This window comes from Dehalobacter sp. 12DCB1, from assembly GCF_004343605.1.
Taxonomy (GTDB): Bacteria; Bacillota; Desulfitobacteriia; order Desulfitobacteriales; family Syntrophobotulaceae; genus Dehalobacter.
In genome coordinates this window covers 46,966-73,032 of sequence record NZ_POSF01000014.1, presented here as the reverse complement: position 1 = coordinate 73,032, position 26,067 = coordinate 46,966, and the positions used below count along the sequence as shown (strand labels likewise).

Below are 26,067 nucleotides of genomic sequence, written 5' to 3'. Positions count from 1 at the left end.
ATAAATTTAGTACCTTTGAAAATTTGTTTTTGGAGGATGATATGCAGGACTTCATCGCGACTTACACCAGCCAAAGAAAAAAACTGGAGACCCGAAAATATCTGCTCGATAATATCACCTATCATCTTGCACCGCTACTTATCGCATCCAAACCGGCTGAGTTACTTACATTTACTACTGCCATCAAAAAAGATGTGCTGGAGACCTGGGATCAAATCAAAGATAGGCTTCATCCCTATGTGACGGTTCAGGAAATTGTCAGGAATAAAGCTTCTGTCAGCATATTATTTTATATTGCAGACAGACTGTCTTCAATACTTCAAATCCCTGAAAACCAGCATTTCTTAAGATCACTGGGCTATTTCGGGGAGATGGATCAGGATACGGCAATCCAGGCTTTAAAACAAAAATGGCTTATTGGGACTTTTCCGCACGAAATCGGACTATTTTTGGGCTTCCCACTGGATGATGTGGCAGATTTCATCTATTTTCCCGATAAAAAACCTCTGCTAATCGGTTATTGGAAGGTCTACCATTCTCCTGAGAAAGCCAGGAGAATATTCCGGGAATACAACGAGGCCAGACATGCATACATCCGATACATGCTCGACGGGAACAAAAGTGAGGACTTTTTGAAACGCATGGGCGGGAACGGGTTGAAAGGATCGTCAATATAATAAGCTAAAGAATGATTTGCCATGGCTGTCAGGAGGAATTGGGATGTTTAGTTACCAGAAACGTTTACTATATCCGGTTTATGTTGAGCAGAAAAATGAGAAGCTGGCATGGACCCTATTGGAACATATCGGCGGAAAAGACGGGGAGTTTACTGCCTTTACACGTCACATGTATCAACGCCTGCATGTGACCAATCCATATATTCGTGATCTTTTGGGCATGATTGCTTCGGAAGAGCTTGCGCATATGGAGATGATTGCAGTTGCAGTCAGAAAGCTTGGTCTTACTGATTTGCCACTTACTAATTCCAGGAAGGAGTCCTGGAATATAGAATATGTTGAGAAAAGTACGGATATTAACGAGATGCTCAAAATCAATGAAGAAGCGGAGATCAGGGCCAAGAGACTGTACCTGCGGCATCTCACGCTGACTGAGGACACTTCACTAAAGAAAATGCTCAAGTTCTTAGTCGACAGGGAAGAAGTTCATCAAAGATTGCTAAAAAAAAGCGGTGTCTTAGTGGCTCAGGAAGCGAGTAATGAGCAGTTCTCGACGCTAATTCATGAATATAAAATGAGTTTGCGCGTAATGAAGTAACAAATTCTCGCTTGGTCAATAAACTATGAGGGGATCATTATGTTATAGGGGAGAGGAAAATGAGTATTGCTATTACCAAAATGAATTACGGTAAACTTGTTGTCGGAATTGATGCGGAGGTTGAGCTCAAAAACGGTAAAAACCGCAGGGGAATCAATTTTGACAACGCAGCAACGACGCCGCCTTTTGTTTCAGTGCTCCAGGAAATCAGCAACTTTGCACCGTATTATTCGTCAATTCACAGGGGGGCCGGCTACAAGTCCAAATTGTCTTCGGAAAAATATGAAAATGCCAGGAAAACAGTGATGGATTTTGTGGGCGCAGACCACAAAAGGGATGTGGTGATCTTTGTTAAGAATGCCACAGAAGCTATCAATAAAGTGGCATTCAGATTGTCACAGGATGTGGATCCATACATAAAAAGTGTTATCCTTTCCACTTCCATGGAACATCATTCCAATGACCTTCCTTGGCGGGAAAAGTATGAGGTCGACTATATTGAGGTCGATGAATGCGGCAGGCTAATTTTTAACGATTTTATTGAAAAGCTGGAAAAATATAAAGGCCGGGTCAAGCTGGTAACTGTAGCCGGAGCTTCAAATGTAACAGGTTATGTCAATCCTGTACATCGAATTGCTGAATGGGCTCATAAATATGGTGCCAAGGTCATGGTTGACGGATCACAGCTGCTTCCACATCAGCCGTTTGATACGAAGCCTTCCGCTTCCAGCAAGCATATTGATTTTCTTGTGTTCTCCGCACATAAGATGTATGCGCCTTTTGGGACTGGCGTTCTGATTGGTCCCAAAGACTTTTTCCTGAAGGGAAGCCCTGACTATCAGGGCGGAGGAACAGTCAAAGCTGTGACCCGTGATTTGGTAATCTGGAATGATCCTCCTTCCAAAGATGAGGCTGGAACGCCCAACTTAATGGGTGTGCTGGCCTTGGCCGCAAGTATAAAAACCTTAACTGCAGTCGGGATGCGAAATGTGTACAAGCATGAAAAAAACCTGACATCCCAACTGATTCAGGGACTAAAAAAAATAGACTGTATCGACATCTATTGTGCAGAAGATCAAAGTCAGGAGCGCGTCGGGATTGTTCCGTTTAATATGAAGGGCGTTTATCATGAGAAACTGGCGGATATATTAGCCGGAGAAGCCGGCATTTCTGTCAGAAGTGGGTGTTTTTGCGCGCATCCTTACGTCCAAAAGCTCATGAAAGTCGAACCAGCCATCTTAAGCGCAGTTGCAGATCATCTACCGGAAAACAGACCCGGGATGGTCAGAGTCAGTTTTGGTTTATACAATGAACCTCACGAAGTTGGCAGGCTGCTGGAAGTATTGCAGGAAATTGCCAAAGACAGGAGACGCTATTTGAAAATGTACAGTTGAGGTAGTCAAGCCTGCATAAAGATAAGCACCATTACCGAGAATAAAAACATACATCAAGAAGGGTGGTGCTTATCATGGAAAAAGAGAAGAAGCTCAGCCTGATTTTGTTCAGCGGGGATTATGACAAAGCGATGGCTGCCTTGATCCTGGCTAATTCAGCCAGGGAGCTTAACATGAAAGTCAGTATTTTTTTCGCTTTCTGGGGTCTTTGTCTGATACGCGACCCAGAAAAAATGTCTTTGGAAGACAAAACGGTTTATGAAAAAATGATGGAACTTACTGCGCCAAGGGGTCCGGAGGACCTGCCGCTTTCCCGGATGAATATGGCTGGTATTGGAAAAGCCATGCTGAAACAAATGATGGAAGACCAGGACGCACCCGATCTTTCCGCTTTTCTGAAAGGAGCACAAAAAAAGGGGGTAAGCTTTTACATATGCAAGCTTTCCCTTGAGATCATGGGTTTTACACTTGAGGAAATGATTCCGGATGTCAAAATTATGACAGCGAAAGACTATTTGCAGGATGCCCTGGAAGCGGACATAGAGCTTTTTATCTAAACTGTTTATCAGGCTTCTTCCTTTACACTGTTTTTCTTAAAGATGTTTTATATCTTCGGTATCCGGTATTCGTTCTCTGTATTATCCGCATCAATCACAGTCATATATTCGTGCTGGTTACTGTTCGTTGTTTTATTCCATGTTCCTTGGCTGAAGGTATTTGCTTCGGGTGTGGTGGTCTTCTTCTTACCAAAAAATTTCTGATTGATGACGCTGGCGGCAATCCCAATGGCCAAGATAAGAAAAAAAAACCAGGAAGCTATTACTGCCAGACAAATCATCCCAAAAGCAAAAATGGAATATAGAAGATATTTTAATAAATCAGGCATTATTTATCACCTCTGACTATTATTATAAGCAGTAAGCTTAAGATATGATTAATGCAGATTAAACGATTGATGAACAGAATAAACCATACGCTTATTAACAAATCTCTAAGGTGAATTTAATCAATTCCGGATATTGTAAGGTTTAGGAAACAAATGTTTTGGCGAATGGAGTCATGAATCTGACTTGACAGCGTGAAGAAAGAATATCCTAGAAAGTAAAATTATGCTAAAATGAGCAAAGAAAGGGGGGTGTGGATTTGGATGTTTTTGTCGGGATTTCTCTTTCCCTGATTATTGTAGGAATCATTCTGGTTATTCTGGAAATATTCATTATTCCAGGCTTTGGCGTCTCTGGAATCATCGGGCTTTTGATGATGATCGGCGGAGTATTTTTAGTGGCTGATTCGTTCGCCGAGGGTGTCGTGTATCTTCTGATTGTACTTATTGTCTCAGGGCTGCTGATCTATATCGGATATAAAACGGGTCGGCTGAAAAAACTCTGGCGCAAGGTAGCTTTGGGGGAAAAGCAGAGAACCGAAGAAGGCTTCGTAGCACCCAAAACAGATTATATACACTATCAGGGGAAAACCGGAAAAGCCCTGACCCTGCTCCGTCCGGCAGGCACAGCGCAGATTGAAGGAGAACGGGTCGACGTCGTCACAGATGGAAGTTTCATTCCAAAAGATTCTGTGATCAAGGTCATCGCGGTTGAGGGTACAAGAATCATTGTGAGTAGGGAAGAAAATGAATAGGAGGTCATAAACATATGACAACGGCACTAGTTACAACGGTAATGCTGATTATGCTGCTTTTGATTATTCTGATGGTGCTCTTTACGTTTATTCCGGTCGGTCTTTGGATTTCGGCTTTGGCAGCCGGTGTTAATATCGGTATATTTACACTGATCGGGATGAGACTCAGGCGGGTTGCCCCGATCAGGATTGTGAACCCATTGATTAAAGCCCATAAAGCCGGTCTGGGGCTTACCCCGTCACAGCTTGAGGCCCATTACCTTGCCGGAGGTAATGTCGACAAGGTCGTTAACGCATTAATTGCTGCGGAAAGAGCCGCAATTCCCTTAAAATTCGAGAGAGCCGCGGCGATCGACCTGGCAGGACGTGATGTATTGCAGGCTGTACAAATGTCTGTCAATCCGAAAGTGATCCAAACACCCGTGGTGTCTGCGGTTGCTCAGAATGGGATTGAATTAAGAGTCATAGCAAGGGTTACCGTAAGAGCCAATATTGACCGTCTGGTCGGCGGCGCAGGCGAAGAAACGATCATCGCGCGCGTCGGTGAAGGGATTGTCACAAGTATCGGTAGTTCTGCTTCCCATGCCAATGTCCTCGAAAATCCGGACGTGATATCTCAGGCTGTATTGAATAAAGGATTGGATTCCGGAACTGCTTTTGAGATCTTGTCGATTGATATTGCGGATGTCGATGTCGGCAAAAATATTGGGGCGCAGCTGCAGACAGATCAAGCCGAAGCAGATAAGCGTATTGCCCAGGCCAAAGCGGAGGAGCGCAGAGCGATGGCGGTAGCGAGGGAACAGGAAATGAAAGCGTCCGTTCAGGAAATGAGAGCCAAAGTCGTAGACTCTGAAGCCGAAGTTCCGCTGGCATTGGCCTCAGCTTTAAAGGAAGGACGCCTTGGCGTTATGGATTATTACAATCTGCAAAACGTGATTGCGGATACCCGTATGCGGGATAATATTGCTGTCACAGCCAAAGGAGATGAACCGGAAACGACGATACCCAAGAAGTAGGTGATGGTCAGTGGATATCATAACATTTATCATTATTGCGGTTGTAATTTACAGCTTCTTTGCCAATAAAGACAAGCCTCCGCAACGCAGACCTGTTAGGCCGGAGGACAACAGGCCGTTGTCCGAACCTCTAACAGCCGAGATGGACAGGGAAACTTTTCGGACGGAAAGAAAGAAAAAAAGAAATCTCTTCGAAGATCTGGAAAGACAGCTCAGGGAATCTGTAGAAAAGGCTGAGAAAGAGCTGCAGGTTGGACCGTATGGATCAACCGTCAAGAAAAAGGCTGCTGCCTCTCCAGCTTCTGCTTCTTCAGTTCCGCGAAAAGCTAAAACCGTCCAAAAAACAGGAAATAAATGGGGAGAAGAAGGTCGATCGGACTATGACCGGTATGTTTCAAATGAGGGAACCCAGGGTACTGAAGGTATTGGCGGTGTTGAAGGAGCCGCAGACCAGGAAGGGACTTGGGGATCCGAAGGTAGTGATTATACCAACAGAAAGATCACACCGGGAGATCAAATTTCTCAAAAAAGAGCGGCCTTTGGTCTTAATTTATCATCTTCGGAAGTAATGCGTGGCGTTATCTGGGCTGAGGTCCTAAAGGAACCAAGGGCTAGGAGAGCATTTCCGCGTAGATAAATAAGACAATAATTATTGATATACAACAAAAAATAGAATGAAGAAAATCAAATCAAGAGAAATTAAGAGAGTTTATGAACATACAGATATTTGGAATCAAAAAGTGTTTTGATACAAAAAAAGCGGAACGCTGGTTTAAAGAGCGCCGCATTCGATATCAGCTCATAGATCTGGACCAAAAGGGATTAAGCAAAGGAGAACTGCAGAGTGTTAAAGCAGCGGTGGGTCTAAACAGCCTGTTTAATACCGGAGGCAAGGACTATTTGCGCTTAAATCTGGACAAAATCAGTAGTTCAATTGTCAGAGAAGAATTATTGCTGAACAATCCCGGTCTTTACCGGACACCAATCGTCCGTAACGGCAAACAGGCTACAGTAGGGTATGTCCCTGAAGTTTGGGAATTATGGGTTAGTAACGAACCATAACAAACCTTATGGGTTAATCTTGGTAAGTGCTTGGAGCAGGCTGTCCATCTCCTCGTCACTGCCGATGCTGACGCGTAGGTAATTGTCGATTTTGGGCTGGCGGAAGTACCTGACCAAAATGCCCTGCTGTCGGAGTGCGGTGAAGACCTCTTCAGCCTTGAGCACGGGGTGGGATATGAAAATGAAATTTGCTTGTGATGGAATCACTTGCCAGCCCATTTGCCTGAGTACCGGAACGATCCTTTCCCTCGTTTGCATCACTTTTTGTCTCGTGACTTGGAAGTAGGACTCATCCTTCATGGCTGCGATTGCTCCGGCCATGGATAAGCGGTCCAATGTATAGGAATTAAAGGAATTTTTGATCCGGCTCAAGCCTTCCATCAGCTCATCCTGACCCAGAGCAAAGCCAACTCTTAAGCCTGCCAGAGACCGGGACTTGGACAATGTCTGGATTACCAGCAAATTGGGGTACTTCTCAATAAGCGGAATGGCAGTTTCACCGCCGAAATCAATATAGGCCTCATCAACGATGACTACCTTATCCATATTATGGATAAGGATTTTTTCTATCATTTCGGGCGTCACATAGTTGCCGGTAGGGGCATTGGGGTTCGGAAAGATGACTCCGCCTTCCGAACCGTAGAAATCAGGCGGGTATAAAGAAAACTCTTCTCTCAGCGGGACCAGCCGGTAGTCCAGCTGAAATAAATTAGCATAGACCGGATAGAAACTATAGGTAACATCCGGGAACAGGATCGTGCGGCCCGGATCAAAAAAAGCCATAAACGCAAAAGCCAGGATTTCATCCGAACCGTTTCCAACAAATACCCACTCCTTTTTCAGGCCATAATATTCGGCTACGGCCTGGCGCAAGTCCTCACCGCCCGGATCGGGGTATAACTTCAGTTTCTCATTTGCGGCTTCTTTGATCGCTTCGAGGACCAAGGGAGAAGGCGTATAGGGACATTCGTTCGTGTTCAGCTTGATATATTTTTTGTCTTTCGGCTGTTCTCCCGGTACATACGGTTTTTGACCAGCCGCAATTTTGCTCCAGTATTTGCTCATTCGCTCACTCACTCTTTTCCATAAAAAAATAAACCGTAGATTTTCCTTCATTTCTAAGTAAAAAAATAAGACGTTGAGTAGATTATATCCCGAGTATATCGGGCCTGCAAGCCAATTCTGGATTATTCTTTTTAAACGGAGGCACAGGATTAAAGATTTTTTACAATTATACTTGACATCGGTTCAATACTTTAATAAATTAAAGTGTGAAAGAGATAACCCGGAGGTAAGTCATCATGCTGAGTGACGAAAGGATCAGGGATACCCTGACCGATTCTCTTATTGAAGCGATCCTTCTGCTCAAAACGAAAGAGGAATGTTACAGCTTCTTTGAAGATTTGGCTACGGTAGCGGAGATCAAGGCCCTCGCGCAGCGGCTGGAAGTCGCCCGTATGCTGGAGGAAGACGTGACCTATTCCAGGATTGCTGAAGTTACCGGAGCAAGCTCTGCCACCATCAGCAGGGTCAAACGTTGTTTGAACTATGGCGCTGACGGTTACAAGATGGTTCTCGAACGAATGGAGAAAAATAAAAAAAATAAGAGCTTTCAGAAAAATGAGGTGCAATAATTATGGAACGTTCATCATTAGGGCTTAAAATTCCGGAGGGGATGATCGATCTTCTGCCGGCTGAATTAGCACAGCTGGAGGAGTTGGAAGGAAAAGCAATCAGTGTATGCAAAAATTGGTCTTATCAGAAAGTTGCGACACCCGGACTCGAATATCGGGCCTGTGTCGAGCCTGACGCAGACAAGGATGACCATTTATATAAGTTCTTTGACAAAAACGGTCATACGCTCGTATTAAGACCGGAATTCACAACCCCGATTGCCAGGATGGTTGCCACAAGACAGAAAGGCGGACAATTTCCGCTGCGGTTCTGTTACAGTGGTGATGTTTACAGGAATGATTCCGCCCGTTACCGGGAATTCAGGCAGGTGGGCGTTGAACTGATCGGCTCGGACAATGACATTGCAGACGCTGAAGTTATTGCGCTGGCTGTAGAAATCATGAAGACACTCAAAATCAGAAATTTTCAACTGAACCTTGGGCACAACGGGATTTTCTCGGGACTAGCCGAAGAGATGAGGTTTGAAACCAAAGTGAGGGAGGAACTGGAAGACGGTATAGCACGTAAGGACATGGTAAAACTTGAAAAAATCGTTTCTTCCAACGACTTGCCCGAGCCGGCGAAAGAACTTCTTCTATCCCTGCCTCATCTGACCGGGAAAGAAGAAGTCCTGGATAAGCTTCAAAACTGGACGCATATTAAGCCGATCGGAAAAGCTGTGGAATCTTTACGGACCATCTATTTGTATTTAAAGGAATTCGGCGTTCAGGACTACGTATCCCTGGACCTTGGAATCTTAAGAGGATTCTCCTATTATACAGGCGCAATCTTTGAAGGTTATCTTCCGGGAATCGGCGTTCCGCTGATTGAAGGAGGACGTTATGATGGTCTCTATGCAGATTTTGGAATGGATTACGGCGCAACAGGTTTTGCGGTTAATCTCGGCCTTATGCTCGAGAAGGCTGCAGATTTTGAATTGGATAAGGCCGATGTTTTGGTTTACGGGCAATCCCCCGGAGCTGTGATCAAACGCTGCCGGGAGCTCAGAAAAAGCGGCAAAAAAGTTGAGATGGCCCTCGGATTCCTGACGGACGCCGATGCCAGAAACCTGGCTTCCAGCCGCGGAATTGCGCTGCTGGAGAAGATTGAGAGCAATAAATAAGTGTCATTTAACATCGTTAGCAATTAATTTAAAAGGCCATTGGTCTAATCATCAATCTTTGGAAGGGGCTTTGTATTGTGCCGAAAAATTATTTAACCATAGCGCTGCCAAAAGGAAAATTACTGACGGATTCAGTGGCGCTTCTGACTGAAGCGGGGCTGGACTGCAGATCGGTAGAAAATGATTCCCGTAAACTGCTGTTTGATCTTCCTGGATCAGAGGCGAGGATTATCATTTGCCGCCCGACGGATATTCCCACTTATGTAGAACAGGGAGCGGCAGATATCGGTTTCGTCGGCAAGGATACCGTAATCGAACAAAACAAAGATGTTGCTGAACTGGTTGACTTAAAATTCGGGTATTGCCGCTTTGTTGTGGCGATGCCGGAGGAAAACCTGCCGCAGAAGCTGCCTGACGGACAATATGACCTGAGCGTGCTAAACCAAAAGAGAGCTGCAACCAAGTTCCCGAGAGTTGCCCAACTGTTCTTCAATGAGCACGGTATGCAGGTTACACCGATCAAACTGCATGGCAATATTGAACTTGCTCCCCGGGTGGGTCTGGCTGAGATGATTGTGGATATTGTCTCAACCGGTAAGACCTTAAGAGAGAATAATCTGGCCGAGGTCGCCCAGATCCTTGAAGCTACGAGCAGAATGATTGCCAATCGCGTGTCCTATCGGGTAAAATACGAACGTATTCAGGGGCTTGCAGAAAAAATGAGAGTCCTTGTCCAGCAGTACGACTGATATTGCCAAAGGAGGTTTAGACGATGAAGACTGTACAAAAAATTGAGGATATTGACCTGAAAACGCTTATTAATAAATCCTACGGCAATGACCGTGACTTGGAAGAAAAAGTGGCAGGAATCCTGCAAAAGGTGCGTGAACAGGGTGATGAAGCCATTTATGACTTGACTGCCGCGTTTGACGGGGTTGACCTGAAGGCCTCGGGACTTCGGGTCACCGACCAGGAGATATGGGAAGCTTATAAAAAAGTAGATGATGAGTACCTGGAAGCAATCAGTCAGGCGATCAACAACATTAGAACCTACCACGAAAAGCAAAAAAGGGTTTCCTGGTTTGATACTGCCGAAGACGGCAGTATCCTTGGCCAAGTCATTCGCCCTTTGCAGCGGGTCGGGGTCTATGTTCCGGGGGGAACAGCAGCTTATCCATCTTCCGTTCTGATGAATGCGCTTCCGGCAGCCGTGGCTGGAGTCGAGGAGATCGTCATGGTTTCTCCGCCGCTGAAAGATGGAAGCCTTTTGCCGGAGGTACTGGTCGCTGCCGCGGAGTGCGGTGTCAAAGAGATCTATAAGGTCGGAGGCGCCCAGGCGGTCGCTGCTCTTGCTTTCGGCACAGCATCGATTGCCCCTGTGGATAAGATTACAGGGCCCGGCAATATTTTTGTAACCCTTGCTAAGAAAATGGTCTATGGAACCGTAGATATCGATATGCTGGCCGGACCGAGCGAGATCCTTATCCTTGCGGATGAAAGCGCTGTCCCGGAGGAGCTGGCGGCAGACCTGCTTTCGCAGGCTGAACATGACAGGCTTGCCTCAGCAATTCTCGTTTCACCGTGTTCCGATTTGCTGGAAAAGACGGTGCTTGAGGTGGAGCGCCAGCTTGAAGCACTGCCGCGGGCTGAAATTGCCAGGGATTCCTGGGATACTTACGGGGCTGCAATTCTGGTCAGGGATATTCAGGAAGGGATAAACCTTGTCAACCGCATTGCCCCCGAACACTTTGAACTCGCTGTGCAGGAACCGTTCGCCTGGCTGGGCAAGGTGAAAAATGCCGGGGCGGTGTTCCTGGGGAGATATACACCGGAACCGGTCGGTGATTATTTTGCGGGACCAAACCATATCCTGCCGACCGGGGGAACCGCCCGCTTTTACTCTGTCCTTGGCGTCGACACCTTTGTTAAAAGAATAAGTGTAATCAACTATTCCGAAGAAGCTTTGCAAAGGGATACCGCCCAGATTGCATACCTTGCCCGCAAAGAAGGGCTGGAAGCACATGCCAGGGCTGTAGAGGTCAGACAGAAGAAGCTTTGAAATCGTGATAGCGGAAGAACAGTAAATTCATGTATAATATAAAAATAAGGTTAATAAGGGGGCCTATAGAGTGAGGAGTGCCAATCTAAGCAGAACAACCCTGGAGACGGAAATAACACTGGCGCTGGCCATTGACGGCAGCGGTAGAGTAAGCGTAGATACCGGGATCGGTTTTTTTGACCACATGCTTGATGCCTTTTGCCGGTTTGCCCATTTTGATCTGGAGATTGAAGCCGGGGGGGACCTGAAAGTTGACCAGCACCATTTGGTGGAAGACTGCGGGATCGTTCTTGGACAGGCGATGAAAGAAGCGCTTGGGGACAAGTCCGGAATTGAGAGGGTCGGGGACTGCCTGTTTCCGATGGATGAAGCCCTGGTTCAGGTTGCTGCAGATATTTCCAACCGCGGGTTCTTGGTCTGGAAAGTAGATTGCCCGGAAGGGATGGTCGGTGATTTCCCTGTAGAGATGGCGGAAGAATTTTTTCGGGCCCTGGCGACGAATGCCGGCATCACGCTGCATATAGGCATGCTGGACGGAAAAAACAGGCACCACATTCTCGAGGCTGTATTCAAAGCCGCGGGCAGGGCCCTTGGACTTGCTGTAAGGAAAAGCAGTCTTGTTGACGGTGTGCCCTCTACCAAAGGGAGCTTATAGAATAGACCTATTATTCTATTCTAATTGTATGGTTGACAAGGTACTAACTGATAAAATAGTCCGTGTAATTACTGGAGGACATCATTAGAATGATAGGCATAGTAGACTATGGACGCGGAAATCTACGAAGTGTGGAAAAGGCGTTTGAAAAACTTGGATTTTTAGCGGAGATCATAGAATCTCCGGAGAAGCTGACCGGTACGGACGGAGTTATTCTTCCTGGAGTCGGCGCTTTCGCTGATGCCATGGATGAGCTCGCCAAAGGCGGCTGGCTTGACCCTTTAAAACAATATGTACAAAGCGGCAAACCTTTTCTGGGCATTTGCCTCGGCATGCAGCTGCTTTTTGAGGTTGGTGAGGAGCATGGAGAACATAGCGGTCTTGGTTTTCTGAAAGGCCGGGTGGTCAAATTCCCGCCGGGCTTGAAGATTCCGCATATGGGATGGAATAAGCTAAATGTTATCAGACAGAACATGCTTTGTAATGATATTCCGAACCATTCTTATTTCTATTTTGTCCACTCTTATTTTGCTCAGCCGGCCGATCAGGACTACATTGCCGGGACCAGCGATTATGGACTGGAGTTTCCTGCCCTGGTCGGCAAAGACAATGTCTGGGGTGCACAGTTCCACCCGGAGAAGTCCAGCCCCTGGGGTCTGGTCATGCTCGATAATTTTGGGAAATGGGTGAAAAATCAATGATCATATATCCGGCGATTGATTTAAAAGACGGCAAAGTTGTCCGTCTCCTGCAGGGTAGAATGGAGGATGCAACCGTATACTCCGATGACCCTGCAGGGGTGGCGGCCGATTTCATGGACAGAGGGTCAAAGGTTCTGCATATCGTCGACCTGAACGGGGCATTTTCCGGAAAGCCCGTAAACGATGAAGCCATTCGGGATATTGTAAAGAATGTTTCGTTGAAGATTCAGGTGGGCGGTGGTATCCGGACACTGGCCAGGATCGAGGAACTGCTGGATTTAGGTGTATCAAGGGTCATACTCGGGACGGTCGCGGTAAGGGATCCGGAGCTTGTGACAGAGGCTGTTCGCAGGTATGGCGATCAGATTATTGTCGGGATCGATGCCAAAGACGGCATGGTCGCGGTTCAGGGATGGGCGGAAAGCACCGGCCTCAAAGCTGAGGATCTCGGTAAAGCGATGAAGCAAGTCGGCGTTTCCCGGATTGTCTTCACCGACATTTCCAGGGACGGAATGCTTGGCGGTCCGAACATTGCCAGCACGGTCAGGATGGCCGAGACGACCGGACTTAAGGTGATTGCATCCGGCGGTATTTCCGCGTTGGACGATCTGGATAAACTGAAGGCGGAGGCTGACCGTGGAATAGCGATTGAAGGTGCTATTGTCGGAAAGGCTATCTATTCAGGCGCTTTCACGCTGGAAGAGGCACTGCGGGTGATCGCCTAGAATATAATTTCTATTTAACTTTTACTTATATCTCATAGATTAAGTCGCGTAATGGACAGCCAGCGCCAAGTGGAGCAAGGCGACGGTACAGGAAGTACATAGGGTCGAATACGTCACGGATAACATGGTATTCGACAAGAAGCACGGAATTTTGTGTCAAGACACAACGACCGAAAGCGGCCCTCCATTACGGTGACCTACCCAAGCAAAAGGAGCAAAATAAATGCTTGCCAAACGAATTATACCTTGCCTCGATGTGCATGATGGCCGGGTAGTTAAAGGAACGAATTTTATTCACCTGCGGGATGCGGGAGACCCTGTGGAACTTGCTTCGCTGTACGATCGCGAGGGTGCCGATGAACTTGTATTTTTGGATATTTCAGCTTCTGCCGAAGGCCGTGAAACCATGGTCGATGTCGTCCGAAGGACTGCTGAGAAAGTGTTTATTCCCTTTACCATCGGCGGGGGCTTAAGAACGATTGAGGATATCCGGAGAATGCTGCGTGCCGGAGCAGATAAAGTCTCCTTAAATACGGCTGCTGTTCAAAATCCGGAATTGATCGAACAAGGGGCTCTCACATTCGGCAGCCAGTGCATTGTTGTCGCAATCGATGCCCGCAAAGTCGGAGAGGGCCGTTGGGAAGTGTATACGCACGGAGGCCGTAAACCGACCGGGACAGATGTACTGGAATGGGCCCGGAAAGTTGAAGAACTTGGGGCAGGTGAAATCCTGCTGACTTCGATGGATCGTGACGGAACCAAAGAGGGCTATGATAACGAACTGAACCGGTTGGTAAGCAGGGCTGTGACCATTCCATTAATTGCGAGCGGAGGAGTCGGAAACCTGAAACATATGGCGGAAGGTCTGACGGAGGGGGAAGCGGATGCTGTCTTAGCCGCGTCGATTTTTCATTACAGGGAGTACAGCATCAAAGAGACAAAAGATTATCTGGCCGGAAAAGGCATACCCGTTCGAAGATAATCTTAAGAAATTGATAATCGCAGGAAAAAAAGCAAATTGGGATATTAAAAAAGGAGTCAACCAAGATGAACAGTAGATTTGAGTCAGGGTGTATCGATATTTCCAAAACCGTACAGGCTGTGAAGTGGGATGAAAAAGGTCTTGCTCCGGCCATTGCCCAGGATGCCGAAAGTGGAGAAGTGCTAATGCTCGCCTACATGAATCAGGAAGCACTGAAAAAAACGCTGACTGAAGGCAAAGCGTGTTATTTCAGCCGCAGCAGAAACCAGCTCTGGGTCAAGGGAGAAACTTCAGGTCATTACCAGGAAATCGTCGATATCCGGTTTGACTGTGACCGCGATACGATTCTTCTGAAAGTCAAACAAACTGGAATGGCCTGCCATGAAAACTATTACTCCTGTTTTCACTACCTGCCAGGATCTGAAACGTGCTGCGGCCAACCGAATACCAAACCTACTGTCTCTCTGGGTAGAACTTTGGAAATGCTCGCCGAAGTCATCAAGCAGAGAAATATCGAGAGGCCGGAAGGTGCCTATACGACCTATCTCTTTGCCAAAGGGATCGACAAAATCTTGAAAAAAATCGGTGAGGAATGTGCGGAAGTCATCATTGCCGCTAAAAACAATTCACTCAGTGAGATCCGCTATGAAGCTTCCGATCTGCTGTACCACCTGCTTGTCATGCTGGAAGACAGAAACGTACCTTTATCTGAGATTGCCGAAGAGCTCAATTCAAGAAGAAAATAAATTTATATTTCACAAGGATGCTTAGAATACTGGGTATTATCCTGTTGATGGGGGATGAGTTAAATGGATCATCAATATTGTCCAAGATGTCAACTCTTGCAGCCAATGGCATTGACTGAAACAGTAAGAGAAGAAAAAAACGGGGACCGTACAGTGAAGATCAAAACCATCAGCTATTCTTGCACAGCCTGCAATACATTTGTTCAAAGTGAAGATGTCGTAATGCCTGCTAAGGGAGAAAAAGCATGAACGAAAAAGTAATGAAGACCATCACATTGCCGCGTTTGAACAGGCTGAGCCCTTCCCTCGAAAGTACTGCGTTAAAGATCATGGAAGAATCTGGAGAACTTGCTCAGGCGATCGGAAAATTCCGTGGCTTAAACGGAGAGGCGCTGCGGGTGGAAGAGGCAGAAGCGATGCAGATGGTCGCCAAGGAGCTGATGGATGTTGCTCAGACTGCGGTCACCATGATGTTCGTTCTGGAAGAGCATTACGGGATTGATCTCAATGAGGTTCTGACATCGCATCTCAGCAAATTGAAAAATAAAGGATATTGCGATTAATCTCTTATAATTAATCTAATTATTTTTCTCGAACACCCGTTCTCCTTTTACTTCTTATGTGGTAAAATAAGGATAATGTTTTTGTGTTGGCCATAAACGTTTATATTTGAAGATTTTAATTTGGAAATGACAGAAAGGTGATCTTATCAATGTATTATCTTAAGGACCTGAACCCTGTCCAACGGGAAGCAGTTGAAAGCGGAGAGGGTCCTCTTCTTATTTTAGCCGGGGCCGGTTCAGGCAAGACAAGAGTATTGACTTACAGGATCGCTCATCTGGTAGCCAAAGGCGTTAATCCCTGGAACATTCTTGCGATCACGTTTACGAATAAGGCTGCTAAAGAGATGAGAGACCGTGTTCTTGCGCTGGTAGGCAGTGAGGGCGAGGGACTCTGGGTAGCGACCTTTCATTCTACCTGCGTGCGGATCTTAAGGCGGGAAATCAATATCCTGCCGGAATATTCCCGGAGCTTTGTGATCTATGATTCCGGGGATCAGCTGACAGTACTCAAGGAGTGTCTCAAAGAACTAAATCTTGATGATAAGAAGTTTGCGCCGCGGGCTGTTTTGGCGACGATCAGTGATGCTAAAAACAAGCTTTTAGGGCCTGATGCTTTTGCTGCGGAGGCCAGAGATTTCTTTACCGAAAAAGCGGCTGAGGCCTACCGCCTATACCAGAGAAAGCTTTCCGGCAATAATGCCCTGGATTTTGATGACATCATCATGCTGACAGTGAAAATATTCAGGGAAAACCCGAATGTCCTAAGCTACTATCAGGAGAAATTCCGCTACATCCTCGTCGATGAGTACCAGGATACCAATCATGCCCAGTATATTCTGATCAAGCAGCTGGCCGCGTGCTACCGTAACCTTTGCGTCGTCGGGGACGACGATCAGTCCGTCTACGGCTGGAGAGGTGCCGATATCCAAAATATCCTGGATTTTGAAAGAGACTACCCGGAAGCCAAAGTATTGAAGCTGGAGCAGAATTACCGTTCGACTCAGAAGATACTGCGGGCTGCTAACGAAGTCGTCAGTAATAATGATAACCGCAAAGGGAAATCCCTCTGGACAGAAAATACAGAAGGAGAGGAAATTGTTCTCTTTAAAGCAACAGATGAGCATGACGAAGCCCGCTTTGTGACCGGAAAAATTCGTGATCTGGCTGATACAGAAGGCAGACCGTATAACGATTTTGCGATACTGTACCGTACGAATGCCCAGTCCAGGGTGCTGGAAGAACACCTCATGAAGGAAAGCATACCCTACAGGATATATTCCGGGGTTAAGTTCTATGAACGGCTCGAAATCAAGGATATCCTGGCTTATTTGCGGCTGCTGAACAATCCGGCCGACCGCGTCAGTTTTGCCAGGGTCATTAATGTGCCCAAAAGAGGTATTGGAAAAAGCAGTCTGGATAAAATACTGGAGTACGCTGAGGAACAGGGCCTGCCGATTTTGGATGCGCTGACTGAGGCAGCGTATATTCCCGGTCTCCAGACCAAAGGCGTCGGCACACTTACGAACTTCTATGAACTGATGATGTCTTTAAGGCAGGAAGCTCAAAAGGGTGTGCCACTGACTCAGCTGACGGAGAAGATCATAAGAGATACAGGATACATGGCCTCACTTAGAGCGGAGAATACCGTGGAGGCTGAAGCTCGGATAGAGAACCTCAATGAATTTTTATCCGTAACAGCCGAGTACGATAATAACCTTCAAGATTACCTCGAAGATCCTGATCTGGAGGCTGACCAGAATATGCTTATTCTGGGAGGATTCCTAGAACAGGTTTCGCTGGTCGCGGAAATCGACAGTTTTGATGAAGAGGAAGATGCCGTGAAGCTGATGACCATGCACAGTGCCAAAGGATTGGAATTCCCGGTCGTGTTTGCGGTCGGAATGGAAGACGGGATTTTCCCAAGTAGCAGAAGCCTTTTGGAGACGTATCTGCTCGAAGAGGAACGTCGGCTGTGTTATGTCACGATTACTCGGGCCAGAGAAAAGCTATTCCTGAGTACGACCGAACAAAGGATGATCTATGGTCATATCCAGAGCAGTGTACCTTCCCGTTTCCTGAAAGAGATCCCCGAAGAACTTTTGAAAGAGGAAATATCCCGTCGGGAGATTCTTGGGAGAGGATTCGGGTCTTCTTCCCAAACCAGGAACTATGCTGGTGGTGATACTGCTTACGCTTCAGGCAATTCCTTTACCGGATGTAAAAGCTGGAAGGACAGTGGATCGTCTGTTGTAAGCTCTGATCCCGGAAGCTTTCTGGTCGGTGACAAAGTCGAGCATCCCAAATTCGGCCACGGTATTGTAATGTCCGTAAAAGGTGAAGGGAACAGTGCTGAAATCACGGTTGTTTTCAGCGGTGTAGTTAAAAAACTGATTGCTGAGTATGCCCGGCTGTCTAAGATATAGTAGATTTTTCGATGCAAAATTAAAAGATTCGATAAGCCTTGGGTTAACCTTTCGGTGAAAGGCGAATAAGCCTACACAGGGAAAATACGAGATTAAGGTAAGGGGTTTCGGTATGAATCAAAATAACCGTTTGCTTGAACTCAAAAATATGATCGAAAAGGCCAATTATCATTATTACGGCCTGGATGATCCGATTCTTACGGATGCTGAGTATGACCTTTACTTAAAGGAACTCATCGAGATCGAACATCAACACCCGGACTGGGTCACGCTTGATTCTCCTTCCCAGCGGGTCGGAGGGGTTGTCGCATCCCAGTTTCCGAAGGTCCGGCACCCAGAAACGATGCTGAGTCTCGATAACGCTTTCAATGCCGAGGAATTAATGGACTTTGACCGTCGGGTGCGCGGTGTGGCACCCGATGCGGAATATGTCGTAGAATTGAAGATCGACGGGCTGACGGTAGCCTTAACTTACCACGAAGGTATTTTGCAGCGGGGGGCAACCCGCGGGGACGGTGAAGTCGGGGAAGAGATCACAGCAAATGTCCGGACCATTAGAGCGGTGCCGCTTCGGCTATACAACACAGATGGCGGGAAATTCGAAGGTTCTGTGGATATCCGCGGCGAAGGATATATGCCGAAGGACTCCTTCCTCCAGCTGAATACGGAGCGGGAAGAAGAGGGACTTTCCCTGTTTGCGAACCCGAGAAATGCGGCAGCCGGTTCCCTGCGTCAGCAGGATTCCAGGATCACGGCGCAGCGGAAACTGGGGTATTTTGCGTATCAGCTGATTCAGGCCGAACAGATGGGAATCAGTACCCAGACTGGAGTGTTGGAAGCCTTAAGCAGACTCGGATTTAATGTTAATCCAAACTATCAGCTGTTTTCAACCATCGAGCAAGTGATTGCGTACTGCAGCCGGATGACGGACGAACGGCACGGTTTCCATTATGAGATTGATGGACTGGTCATCAAGGTGAACAGCTTTTCTCAGCAGCGAGAGCTCGGCTATACGGCCAAAAGTCCGCGCTGGGCGATTGCTTATAAGTTCCCGGCCGAACAGGTCGAGACCCAGGTGAAGGATATTGAGATCAATGTGGGCCGGACAGGAGTGCTCACCCCGACTGCGGTTCTTAAGGACGTATTTGTGGCCGGTTCTACCGTGGGGAGGGCCACGCTGCATAATCTGGACAATATCCGGGATAAGGACATCCGGGTCGGCGATTACGTATTAATTCATAAGGCTGGAGATGTGATTCCTGAAATCATCAAATCGCTGCCAGAGAAACGTACCGGTCAGGAAATGGTGTTTGCAATGCCTGCTAACTGCCCGTCCTGTGGCAGTCCAGTTTACCGGCTGGAAGGAGAGGCTGCCCATCGCTGCCAGAATATCTCCTGCCCGTCGCGCCAGAGAGAAGCCCTGATCCATTTTGTGTCCAGGGATGCGATGAATATTGAAGGTCTCGGCCCCGCTGTGGTCAGCCAGCTGCTGGATGCCGGGCTTGTCAAAGACGCCTCCGATTTATATTATCTTCAGTACGAAGACCTTGTTCAATTAGATCGGATGGCTGATAAATCGGCCCGCAACCTGCTTGCTTCGATCGAAAAAAGCACAGAACGCGGCCTGGCTTCATTGATTTTTGCGATGGGCATCCGGCATGTCGGGGTCAAAGTCGGCAAGATCCTGGCCGCAAGGTACCGCAGCATGGAAGCTCTGGAAAATGCGACCGAGGAAGAACTCCGGGAAATCGGCGATATCGGCGGCATCATGGCCAAAAGTATTGTGAGTTTCTTCAGCGCCCCTGCAAATCACGAATTTCTGAATCGGCTGAAGGCGGCTGGTGTCACCATGACCGCAGCAAATATGTCTGTTTCGCAAATCCTTGCCGGGAAGAGTATTGTGGTGACTGGCGCACTTCGATCGTGGGAACGGCGCGAGATCGAGGACCTGATTGAACATCTCGGTGGTAAGGCTTCATCAAGTGTAAGCAAAAAAACATCCCTGGTTCTCGTCGGTGAGAACCCCGGTTCAAAGTATCATAAAGCCAGGGAACTTGGAATCCCAGTCTATACTGAAGATGAATTCAAGGCGCTGATTAATACCGAAGAATAAATGCCAAAAACGGTATAGAAAAAAACAGCTGCCAACACATAGTCAGCAGCTGTTTAAGCTGGCAATTATTACGGCTTCACAATAGGTTTAGGATCCAAAGCGAGGTACTCTTCCGTAATTGGGATGTAGTAAAAGCCGTCTTTGATGTTACTACTGATTCCAGCTATAATTTCCGGCAGATTATCGCACTTGATGTCCAGAAGGTTCAGGAGCTTATTGGACCAGCCCTCAGGCAGGGGATTAAGCATAATCAGATTGATGTGCTGGAACAGGGATTTGATTTCTGAGGATATTTTGTTCAGGGATCCGATGGCAGCCCATATTTCGATAAGTGAGCCATCTTCTTCCTTGCGGTTGGCTGTAATATAATCGAGTCGGCCGAGCTGCTCAGCAAACTCAGGAATATTCCAGTACTTGGACGGAAGATCGATGAAAATCCGGACTCGGTTTGTTATGTTTTTTTCGTGGATTGACCAGGTAGCAAGGCATTCCAGAAAAGTGATGATTCGGGGTGCGTAGTCGCAGGCACAGTAGTATATACCTGGTTTTGTAGGTTCGGTGACCCAGGAAATATCGGTTTCATAAGGATCGATCGTGTGGACAGGATTATTGGGAGGATTGTACCAAATACGTTTTTCTGAATCTGTCAGGACGATGTTGATGGAATGATCCTCAACAAAGTCTTTTCCCTGGAGTATGGACCAAATGAGGCGGGTCTTTCCGGAACCCGCTTCTCCGAGAATAAGGTGGCTTCCCGGAAGGAACTTTTGAAAAGGTCTGACATTCTGCTCCATTGGCATTACTTCCTTTCTGATTCAGTTGTATATTTTGAAATAGTGATTATCTTCTCCTTAAGCATCATTATCGCTACTTTTTCTTAAAGAAAAATGAGAGCGTTTCGGCGTTTTGCAACGTATTGAATTACATAGTTCTACGTCAAGTGTCAATCACCTTTTAATTTTTTCAGGCGGCCAAAACTTTTTCTCTGTCATATTTCTAATCATCTATTTTATACTCTACCTACTCGTTATCTTATGTTTCAGTTTGTTATTTTTTTTTATTATTTCTACTCATCGTAGTTTATACCGATTAGCCAGAGTTTCTTATATCTAACTTGGATTTGCTTGCTTTTCCGGCTTTTCCTTGCCCCATAAGTTTATTTTTGTTATATTTATTTATATGTCCATATTGAGAAAGGCGGCGTTATTGAGTTATGAAGCTATCCAGAGAAGAAGTGGAACACGTTGCTCTTCTGGCCAGGCTGCAGCTTTCAGAAGAGGAAGTGGAATTATATACGGAGCAGCTGAATTCAATCCTCGGGTATGCCGAAATGCTCCAAAAGCTTGAAACGGATCAGGTTTTTCCGACCGCCCATGCTGTGCAGCTTTTTAATGTTTTGCGGGAAGATGAAGTCAAACCTTCAATGAGCCGGGATAAAATCTTAAAGAATGCACCTGACGAAGACGACGGGTTCTTTCGGGTTCCGAAAATCGTCTAGTATAGAACAGAGACTAACCGGATTTAAAGTAGCTTTGTTGATAACGGGATCTACAAACTTGATCAGTAATTGATCAACAAGCCGGTTGCTTCTGACAAACGATAATTGAATGTTTCTCTGATGTCCCGGATTCGGAAAGGAGTACCAGGTTCATGACAATTTTTAAGTCACTTGAAGAACTACATCATATGCTCGTACAGAAAGAGATCAGCTGCGTGGAATTAACCAGAGCGTATCTCGACTATGTTGACAGTGCGGATTGCTGGGTTAAAGCGTTTTTGACGGTAACCGCGGATTCGGCGCTGACCAAAGCAACGGAAATTGATAAGAAGATTACTGCAGGGGAAAGTCTTGGACCGCTCGAAGGGCTGCCCATGGCTCTGAAAGATAATATGTGTACGGAAGGAATCCCGACCACCTGCGGTTCACGGATTCTTGAAAATTTCAATCCGCCCTATAACGCCACGGTGACTGAACGGCTGAACGCGGCAGGGGCCGTGCTGGTCGGCAAACTGAATATGGATGAATTTGCGATGGGGTCCTCCACCGAAAACTCCGGTTACTATCCGACTGCGAATCCGTGGCATTTAGATAGAGTACCGGGCGGATCTTCCGGAGGTTCGGCTGCCTGTGTCGCAGCAAGGGAAGTGCCGTTTGCGCTCGGTTCGGATACCGGAGGTTCCATTCGCCAGCCTGCAGCCTTCTGTGGAGTCGTTGGCCTGAAGCCTACCTACGGTGCTGTGTCACGCTACGGCCTCGTCGCTTTTGCTTCATCACTTGATCAGATTGGACCACTCACGACGAACGTCAAGGATAATGCCCTAGTCCTGAATACGATCGCAGGCCATGATCCGAAGGATTCCACTTCAGTACCGTTTGTTAAGCCAGATTATACCCAATTTTTAGAAAAAAATGTAAAAGGCCTTAAAATCGGGATTCCCGATGAATATTTTGCTTCCGGCCTGAACCCGGATGTTGCTGAAGTAATTCAAAAGGCGATCCGAACCTTTGAAAGCCTGGGCGCCGAAGTCGAGCGCTGTTCACTGCCGCATACGGAATATGCCATGCCGGCGTACTACATTATAGCTCCGGCCGAATGCAGTTCGAACCTGGCCCGTTATGACGGGGTCCGCTATGGTTACCGTGCCGAGGCCGATGATATGAGCGAGATGTTCAAAAAGACCAGGGAAAAAGGCTTTGGCCAGGAGGTTAAGCGCAGGATCATGCTCGGAACGTACGCCTTAAGCTCGGGTTATTATGATGCCTATTACCTGAAGGCCCAGAAAGTGCGGACGTTAATCAAGCAGGACTTTGACCGCGCTTTTGCCAAATATGACGTGCTGCTGTCACCAACAGCGCCGACCACCGCGTATAAGATCGGTGAAAAATCAGATCCTTTGGCCATGTATATGGGAGATGTCTATACGATCCCGGTTAACCTGGCCGGTTTGCCGGCTATTTCCGTGCCGGCAGGATTTGTCGACGGAATGCCGGTCGGGATGCAGCTGATCAGCAAGCATTTTGATGAAGGTACGCTGTACAAAGCTGCTTATGCGTTTGAACAAAATACTGAGTATCATCTGCAGATGCCTGCGCTGCTCAAGGAGGTGCGCTAGATGTCTTTCGCTGATAAATATGAAATGGTTTGCGGCGTGGAGACCCACGTTGAGATGGCTACGAAAACCAAGATCTTTTGCGGCTGTTCGACGGAATTCGGCGGAGCGCAGAATACGCATGTTTGTCCGGTCTGTCTGGGACTGCCGGGCGTCCTGCCGGTGCTAAACAAAGAAGTCGTCAACCTCGCCATCAAGGCGGGTTTGGCATTGAACTGCGAGATTGCCCAATTCTCCAAATTTGATCGGAAAAACTATTTTTATCCGGATTTAACGAAAAACTATCAGACATCCCAATATGACCTGCCAATCTGTAAAAGCGGCTGGCTGGACATAACAGTGAATGGAACGAATAAACGAATTGGCATTACGAGAGCTCATATGGAAGAGGATGCCGGAAAACTGGTGCATAGCGGAGAGACCATTACCACGTCCAACAGTTCCGGGGTCGATTATAACCGGACGGGTGTACCGCTTCTGGAAATTGTCTCGGAACCGGATATGCGCTCAATAGATGAAGTTCTGGTTTATTTGGAACAACTGGTTCAGATCATGGATTATGCCGGAATTTCCGACTGCAAACTCGAACAGGGTTCCGTCCGTTTTGATATCAATGTCTCGCTTCGCCTGAAAGGGGCCGAGCAATTTGGCACGCGGACCGAGACCAAGAATCTGAACTCTTTCAGCTCCGTCCGCCGCTGTCTGGAATACGAAACTGAGCGTCAGGCCGAAGCCCTCGACGACGGTGAAGAAATCATCCAGGAAACGAGAACCTGGGACGAAGGAAGAGGGATGACGCTGTCGCTTCGATCCAAGGAAGAAGCCCACGACTACCGTTATTTTCCGGAGCCGGATCTGATGCCGCTCGTGATTGACCGCGACTGGGTCGAGAGAATCAGAGCGTCCATGCCGGAGCTGCCTGCCGCCAAGAAAGCAAGACTGCAGGCTCTTGGACTTTCAGAATACGACGCCGGAGTCATTATTGCTTCCAAAGCGATGGCTGCATTTTTTGACCAGGCGCTTGCCAGGATCGACGATGCCAAACTTCTAGCAAACTGGGTCATGGGAGATTTGAGCGGCCTGCTGAAAACCAACGGACGCTCTTTTGAAGATTCGCCTGTTTCTCCTGAACAGCTGGCAGGGATGTTGGCGCTGATTAAGAAAGGCGACATCAGCGGCAAGATCGGCAAGACTGTGCTGGAAGAGATCTATAACACCGGCAAGGATCCGGAGATGATCATTAAAGAGAAAGGACTTGTCCAGATCAGCGATGAAGGCGAACTCGGGAAAATCGTGGACAGCATTCTTGCCGCCAATGAAAAATCCGTCGCTGATTACCAGGCCGGCAAAGAGAGCGCGCTTGGATTTTTAGTCGGCCAGGTCATGAAAGCGACGAAAGGACAGGCTAACCCCGGCCTGGTCAATAAGCTGCTGAGAGATAAACTGGCGCAATAAAACACAATATAAAGCTCATAATAAAGCATACCAAAAGTGCAATTAAAGCACAAAAAAGCATAGTAGAGCAAGATATAGTGCCAGAATAATAAGACATACTTAATAAATACAAGAATGAACACATTTAGAGGTGGATAAAATGGGAAAAGTAGCGGATACCGGATTGGTGATTGTGGACACCACCCTGCGCGACGGGGAACAGACCGCCGGGGTTGTCTTTTCCAATCAGGAGAAATTAAGGATTGCCCGGATGCTCGACGAGATCGGGGTTAACCAGATCGAAGCGGGAATACCGATTATGGGCGGCAAAGAACTTGATGCCATCAAAGGCATCTGCAACCTCGGACTGAAGGCCAGTATCATGGGCTGGAACCGCGCCGTGATCAAGGACATTGAAGCATCACTGTCTTGCGGCTGTGATGCCGTGGCCATTTCCGTATCGACCTCAGACATTCACATCAAACATAAATTAAAAACCACGCCCGGTGCAGTTCTGGACATGATGATCAAAGCAACGGAATTTGCGAAAAAGCATGTCGATTATATCTCCGTCAATGCTGAGGACGCTTCGCGATCAGATATGAACTATCTGGTAGAATTTGCAATGGAGGCCAAAAAGGCCGGTGCAAACCGTATCCGTTATTGTGATACGATCGGGATTCTCGATCCTTTTCTAACCTTGGACAGAATCAAAACCTTAAGAGAACGCGCCGATATTGATGTGGAGATGCATACGCATAATGATTTCGGGATGGCGACGGCCAACGCTTTAGCCGGAGTGAAGGCTGGAGCCAGATTTATCGGTGTGACGGTGAACGGCCTTGGAGAAAGAGCTGGCAATGCAGCGCTGGAAGAAGTCGTCATGGCTCTGAAATACCTGGAAGAAATAAACCTTGGCTTTGTCACGGAGCGATTTGTGGAATTATCCGAATACGTCTCCAGGGCTTCAGGACGAATCCTTCCGCCCTGGAAAGCCATTGTCGGCAGCAATATGTTTGCGCATGAATCCGGTATTCATGCCGACGGCGCATTGAAGAATCCGAAAACCTATGAGGTATTCCGTCCTGAAGAAGTCGGGCTGGAAAGGCAGATTGTGATCGGTAAGCATTCAGGTACAGCCTCGATTAAAGCGAAATTCAGGGAATATGGCAGAGAGCTTACCTCTGAGCAAGCTGATAAGGTCCTGAAGCATGTAAGATCCCTTGCAGTCGATATGAAACGTTCACTTTTCGATAAGGAACTGATTTATATTTACAAAGACCTTTATGGAAATGAATAAGAGGTAGAATTACTTTCAGATGGAAATATGCCGAGACTGAACACCCATGGTTAAAAATAACAATAACTGGAGA

Annotated in this window: 28 protein-coding genes; 25 read left to right on the top strand and 3 right to left on the bottom strand. The window is 47.1% G+C overall.

Translation table 11 applies throughout. The annotated features are described in order from the left end of the window. Nucleotides 1–41 precede the first annotated feature (41 nt). The 4 genes from C1I38_RS07070 to C1I38_RS07055 all read left to right on the top strand — a co-directional run bounded on the left by C1I38_RS07070 (nt 42) and on the right by C1I38_RS07055 (nt 3,226). Nucleotides 42–677 (top strand): DUF3793 family protein, encoded by a 636-nt coding sequence (locus C1I38_RS07070; protein ID WP_020492611.1) that lies wholly within the window; start codon nt 42–44, stop codon nt 675–677. 43 nt (nt 678–720) lie between these two features. Continuing rightward, the gene (locus C1I38_RS07065; RefSeq protein WP_020492612.1) at nt 721–1,275 is read left to right on the top strand and encodes a manganese catalase family protein; all 555 of its coding nucleotides are present in this window, start codon (nt 721–723) and stop codon (nt 1,273–1,275) included. Nucleotides 1,276–1,334: 59 nt separating this feature from the next. Further along, a complete protein-coding gene (locus tag C1I38_RS07060) occupies nt 1,335–2,669 on the top strand; it encodes an aminotransferase class V-fold PLP-dependent enzyme (protein ID WP_020492613.1) in 1,335 nt (444 codons plus the stop codon). A 74-nt stretch (nt 2,670–2,743) separates the two neighbouring features. After that, complete coding sequence (locus C1I38_RS07055; RefSeq protein WP_026156545.1) at nt 2,744–3,226, top strand: DsrE/DsrF/DrsH-like family protein; 483 nt, start codon at nt 2,744–2,746, stop codon at nt 3,224–3,226. Nucleotides 3,227–3,273: 47 nt separating this feature from the next. On the opposite strand, the gene C1I38_RS07050 is transcribed toward C1I38_RS07055, so the two are convergent. Then, nucleotides 3,274–3,555 carry a hypothetical protein gene (locus C1I38_RS07050; RefSeq protein ID WP_020492615.1) on the bottom strand — a complete coding sequence of 94 codons (282 nt, stop codon included), beginning with the start codon at nt 3,553–3,555 and terminating at the stop codon, nt 3,274–3,276. A 251-nt stretch (nt 3,556–3,806) separates the two neighbouring features. Here C1I38_RS07050 and C1I38_RS07045 point away from each other — a divergent pair, with 251 nt between their 5' ends. The 4 genes from C1I38_RS07045 to C1I38_RS07030 all read left to right on the top strand — a co-directional run bounded on the left by C1I38_RS07045 (nt 3,807) and on the right by C1I38_RS07030 (nt 6,385). Further along, nucleotides 3,807–4,307, top strand: a complete 501-nt coding sequence (locus C1I38_RS07045; RefSeq protein ID WP_020492616.1) for an NfeD family protein — start codon at nt 3,807–3,809, stop codon at nt 4,305–4,307. A 14-nt stretch (nt 4,308–4,321) separates the two neighbouring features. Further along, nucleotides 4,322–5,323 carry a flotillin-like protein FloA gene (floA, locus tag C1I38_RS07040; protein ID WP_020492617.1) on the top strand — a complete coding sequence of 334 codons (1,002 nt, stop codon included), beginning with the start codon at nt 4,322–4,324 and terminating at the stop codon, nt 5,321–5,323. Between the two features lie 10 nt (nt 5,324–5,333). Beyond that, complete coding sequence (locus tag C1I38_RS07035; protein WP_083916798.1) at nt 5,334–5,960, top strand: hypothetical protein; 627 nt, start codon at nt 5,334–5,336, stop codon at nt 5,958–5,960. Between the two features lie 74 nt (nt 5,961–6,034). Beyond that, nucleotides 6,035–6,385 carry an arsenate reductase family protein gene (locus tag C1I38_RS07030; RefSeq protein ID WP_020492619.1) on the top strand — a complete coding sequence of 117 codons (351 nt, stop codon included), beginning with the start codon at nt 6,035–6,037 and terminating at the stop codon, nt 6,383–6,385. A 6-nt stretch (nt 6,386–6,391) separates the two neighbouring features. On the opposite strand, the gene hisC is transcribed toward C1I38_RS07030, so the two are convergent. Then, nucleotides 6,392–7,450 (bottom strand): histidinol-phosphate transaminase, encoded by a 1,059-nt coding sequence (gene hisC, locus C1I38_RS07025; RefSeq protein ID WP_026156547.1) that lies wholly within the window; start codon nt 7,448–7,450, stop codon nt 6,392–6,394. A 236-nt stretch (nt 7,451–7,686) separates the two neighbouring features. Here hisC and C1I38_RS07020 point away from each other — a divergent pair, with 236 nt between their 5' ends. The 13 genes from C1I38_RS07020 to ligA all read left to right on the top strand — a co-directional run bounded on the left by C1I38_RS07020 (nt 7,687) and on the right by ligA (nt 20,149). After that, entirely contained in the window at nt 7,687–8,019 is a 333-nt protein-coding gene (locus C1I38_RS07020) for a YerC/YecD family TrpR-related protein (RefSeq protein WP_020492621.1), read from the top strand. A gap of 2 nt (nt 8,020–8,021) precedes the next feature. Beyond that, complete coding sequence (gene hisZ / locus C1I38_RS07015; protein WP_026156548.1) at nt 8,022–9,182, top strand: ATP phosphoribosyltransferase regulatory subunit; 1,161 nt, start codon at nt 8,022–8,024, stop codon at nt 9,180–9,182. A gap of 77 nt (nt 9,183–9,259) precedes the next feature. Continuing rightward, nucleotides 9,260–9,931, top strand: coding sequence for an ATP phosphoribosyltransferase (hisG, locus tag C1I38_RS07010; protein WP_026156549.1), 672 nt, complete (start codon nt 9,260–9,262; stop codon nt 9,929–9,931). A gap of 23 nt (nt 9,932–9,954) precedes the next feature. Beyond that, nucleotides 9,955–11,241: a histidinol dehydrogenase gene (gene hisD / locus C1I38_RS07005; RefSeq protein WP_020492624.1), complete on the top strand. Its 1,287-nt coding sequence runs from the start codon at nt 9,955–9,957 to the stop codon at nt 11,239–11,241. Nucleotides 11,242–11,311: 70 nt separating this feature from the next. Beyond that, a complete protein-coding gene (gene hisB, locus C1I38_RS07000; RefSeq protein ID WP_020492625.1) occupies nt 11,312–11,896 on the top strand; it encodes an imidazoleglycerol-phosphate dehydratase HisB in 585 nt (194 codons plus the stop codon). An 89-nt stretch (nt 11,897–11,985) separates the two neighbouring features. After that, nucleotides 11,986–12,597: an imidazole glycerol phosphate synthase subunit HisH gene (hisH, locus tag C1I38_RS06995; protein WP_026156550.1), complete on the top strand. Its 612-nt coding sequence runs from the start codon at nt 11,986–11,988 to the stop codon at nt 12,595–12,597. Continuing rightward, a complete protein-coding gene (gene hisA / locus C1I38_RS06990) occupies nt 12,594–13,322 on the top strand; it encodes a 1-(5-phosphoribosyl)-5-[(5-phosphoribosylamino)methylideneamino]imidazole-4-carboxamide isomerase (protein ID WP_020492627.1) in 729 nt (242 codons plus the stop codon). The genes hisH and hisA overlap by 4 nt, the downstream gene beginning before the upstream one ends. A gap of 223 nt (nt 13,323–13,545) precedes the next feature. Beyond that, nucleotides 13,546–14,304, top strand: a complete 759-nt coding sequence (gene hisF, locus C1I38_RS06985; protein ID WP_020492628.1) for an imidazole glycerol phosphate synthase subunit HisF — start codon at nt 13,546–13,548, stop codon at nt 14,302–14,304. A gap of 65 nt (nt 14,305–14,369) precedes the next feature. Further along, the gene (gene hisIE, locus C1I38_RS06980) at nt 14,370–15,050 is read left to right on the top strand and encodes a bifunctional phosphoribosyl-AMP cyclohydrolase/phosphoribosyl-ATP diphosphatase HisIE (RefSeq protein ID WP_020492629.1); all 681 of its coding nucleotides are present in this window, start codon (nt 14,370–14,372) and stop codon (nt 15,048–15,050) included. A 63-nt stretch (nt 15,051–15,113) separates the two neighbouring features. After that, a complete protein-coding gene (locus C1I38_RS06975; RefSeq protein WP_083916799.1) occupies nt 15,114–15,299 on the top strand; it encodes a hypothetical protein in 186 nt (61 codons plus the stop codon). After that, complete coding sequence (locus C1I38_RS06970) at nt 15,296–15,613, top strand: MazG-like family protein (RefSeq protein ID WP_020492630.1); 318 nt, start codon at nt 15,296–15,298, stop codon at nt 15,611–15,613. The genes C1I38_RS06975 and C1I38_RS06970 overlap by 4 nt, the downstream gene beginning before the upstream one ends. 149 nt (nt 15,614–15,762) lie before the next feature. After that, nucleotides 15,763–18,036 carry a DNA helicase PcrA gene (gene pcrA / locus C1I38_RS06965; protein WP_020492631.1) on the top strand — a complete coding sequence of 758 codons (2,274 nt, stop codon included), beginning with the start codon at nt 15,763–15,765 and terminating at the stop codon, nt 18,034–18,036. Between the two features lie 112 nt (nt 18,037–18,148). Beyond that, nucleotides 18,149–20,149, top strand: coding sequence for an NAD-dependent DNA ligase LigA (ligA, locus tag C1I38_RS06960; protein ID WP_020492632.1), 2,001 nt, complete (start codon nt 18,149–18,151; stop codon nt 20,147–20,149). 68 nt (nt 20,150–20,217) lie between these two features. Here the strand turns inward: ligA and C1I38_RS06955 are convergent, their stop codons facing one another. After that, nucleotides 20,218–20,943: a hypothetical protein gene (locus C1I38_RS06955; RefSeq protein ID WP_020492633.1), complete on the bottom strand. Its 726-nt coding sequence runs from the start codon at nt 20,941–20,943 to the stop codon at nt 20,218–20,220. A 419-nt stretch (nt 20,944–21,362) separates the two neighbouring features. Here C1I38_RS06955 and gatC point away from each other — a divergent pair, with 419 nt between their 5' ends. The 4 genes from gatC (at nt 21,363) to nifV (ending at nt 25,994) form a co-directional block, all read left to right on the top strand. After that, nucleotides 21,363–21,647 (top strand): Asp-tRNA(Asn)/Glu-tRNA(Gln) amidotransferase subunit GatC, encoded by a 285-nt coding sequence (gene gatC / locus C1I38_RS06950; protein WP_020492634.1) that lies wholly within the window; start codon nt 21,363–21,365, stop codon nt 21,645–21,647. Between the two features lie 152 nt (nt 21,648–21,799). Further along, on the top strand, nt 21,800–23,263 hold the full coding sequence (gene gatA / locus C1I38_RS06945) for an Asp-tRNA(Asn)/Glu-tRNA(Gln) amidotransferase subunit GatA (RefSeq protein WP_020492635.1): 1,464 nt from the start codon (nt 21,800–21,802) through the stop codon (nt 23,261–23,263). Next, nucleotides 23,264–24,715 carry an Asp-tRNA(Asn)/Glu-tRNA(Gln) amidotransferase subunit GatB gene (gene gatB, locus C1I38_RS06940; protein ID WP_020492636.1) on the top strand — a complete coding sequence of 484 codons (1,452 nt, stop codon included), beginning with the start codon at nt 23,264–23,266 and terminating at the stop codon, nt 24,713–24,715. A gap of 139 nt (nt 24,716–24,854) precedes the next feature. Then, nucleotides 24,855–25,994, top strand: a complete 1,140-nt coding sequence (nifV, locus tag C1I38_RS06935; RefSeq protein WP_020492637.1) for a homocitrate synthase — start codon at nt 24,855–24,857, stop codon at nt 25,992–25,994. Nucleotides 25,995–26,067 lie beyond the last annotated feature (73 nt).

Coding starts and splice junctions, on each gene's coding strand:
- C1I38_RS07070 (WP_020492611.1), top strand. CDS start 42: ATGCAGGACTTCATCGCGACTTACACCAGCCAAAGAAAAAAACTGGAG.
- C1I38_RS07065 (WP_020492612.1), top strand. CDS start 721: ATGTTTAGTTACCAGAAACGTTTACTATATCCGGTTTATGTTGAGCAG.
- C1I38_RS07060 (WP_020492613.1), top strand. CDS start 1,335: ATGAGTATTGCTATTACCAAAATGAATTACGGTAAACTTGTTGTCGGA.
- C1I38_RS07055 (WP_026156545.1), top strand. CDS start 2,744: ATGGAAAAAGAGAAGAAGCTCAGCCTGATTTTGTTCAGCGGGGATTAT.
- C1I38_RS07050 (WP_020492615.1), bottom strand. CDS start 3,555: ATGCCTGATTTATTAAAATATCTTCTATATTCCATTTTTGCTTTTGGG.
- floA (WP_020492617.1), top strand. CDS start 4,322: ATGACAACGGCACTAGTTACAACGGTAATGCTGATTATGCTGCTTTTG.
- C1I38_RS07030 (WP_020492619.1), top strand. CDS start 6,035: ATGAACATACAGATATTTGGAATCAAAAAGTGTTTTGATACAAAAAAA.
- hisC (WP_026156547.1), bottom strand. CDS start 7,450: ATGAGCAAATACTGGAGCAAAATTGCGGCTGGTCAAAAACCGTATGTA.
- C1I38_RS07020 (WP_020492621.1), top strand. CDS start 7,687: ATGCTGAGTGACGAAAGGATCAGGGATACCCTGACCGATTCTCTTATT.
- hisZ (WP_026156548.1), top strand. CDS start 8,022: ATGGAACGTTCATCATTAGGGCTTAAAATTCCGGAGGGGATGATCGAT.
- hisD (WP_020492624.1), top strand. CDS start 9,955: ATGAAGACTGTACAAAAAATTGAGGATATTGACCTGAAAACGCTTATT.
- hisH (WP_026156550.1), top strand. CDS start 11,986: ATGATAGGCATAGTAGACTATGGACGCGGAAATCTACGAAGTGTGGAA.
- hisA (WP_020492627.1), top strand. CDS start 12,594: ATGATCATATATCCGGCGATTGATTTAAAAGACGGCAAAGTTGTCCGT.
- hisF (WP_020492628.1), top strand. CDS start 13,546: ATGCTTGCCAAACGAATTATACCTTGCCTCGATGTGCATGATGGCCGG.
- hisIE (WP_020492629.1), top strand. CDS start 14,370: ATGAACAGTAGATTTGAGTCAGGGTGTATCGATATTTCCAAAACCGTA.
- C1I38_RS06975 (WP_083916799.1), top strand. CDS start 15,114: ATGGATCATCAATATTGTCCAAGATGTCAACTCTTGCAGCCAATGGCA.
- C1I38_RS06970 (WP_020492630.1), top strand. CDS start 15,296: ATGAACGAAAAAGTAATGAAGACCATCACATTGCCGCGTTTGAACAGG.
- pcrA (WP_020492631.1), top strand. CDS start 15,763: ATGTATTATCTTAAGGACCTGAACCCTGTCCAACGGGAAGCAGTTGAA.
- ligA (WP_020492632.1), top strand. CDS start 18,149: ATGAATCAAAATAACCGTTTGCTTGAACTCAAAAATATGATCGAAAAG.
- C1I38_RS06955 (WP_020492633.1), bottom strand. CDS start 20,943: ATGGAGCAGAATGTCAGACCTTTTCAAAAGTTCCTTCCGGGAAGCCAC.
- gatC (WP_020492634.1), top strand. CDS start 21,363: ATGAAGCTATCCAGAGAAGAAGTGGAACACGTTGCTCTTCTGGCCAGG.
- gatA (WP_020492635.1), top strand. CDS start 21,800: ATGACAATTTTTAAGTCACTTGAAGAACTACATCATATGCTCGTACAG.
- gatB (WP_020492636.1), top strand. CDS start 23,264: ATGTCTTTCGCTGATAAATATGAAATGGTTTGCGGCGTGGAGACCCAC.
- nifV (WP_020492637.1), top strand. CDS start 24,855: ATGGGAAAAGTAGCGGATACCGGATTGGTGATTGTGGACACCACCCTG.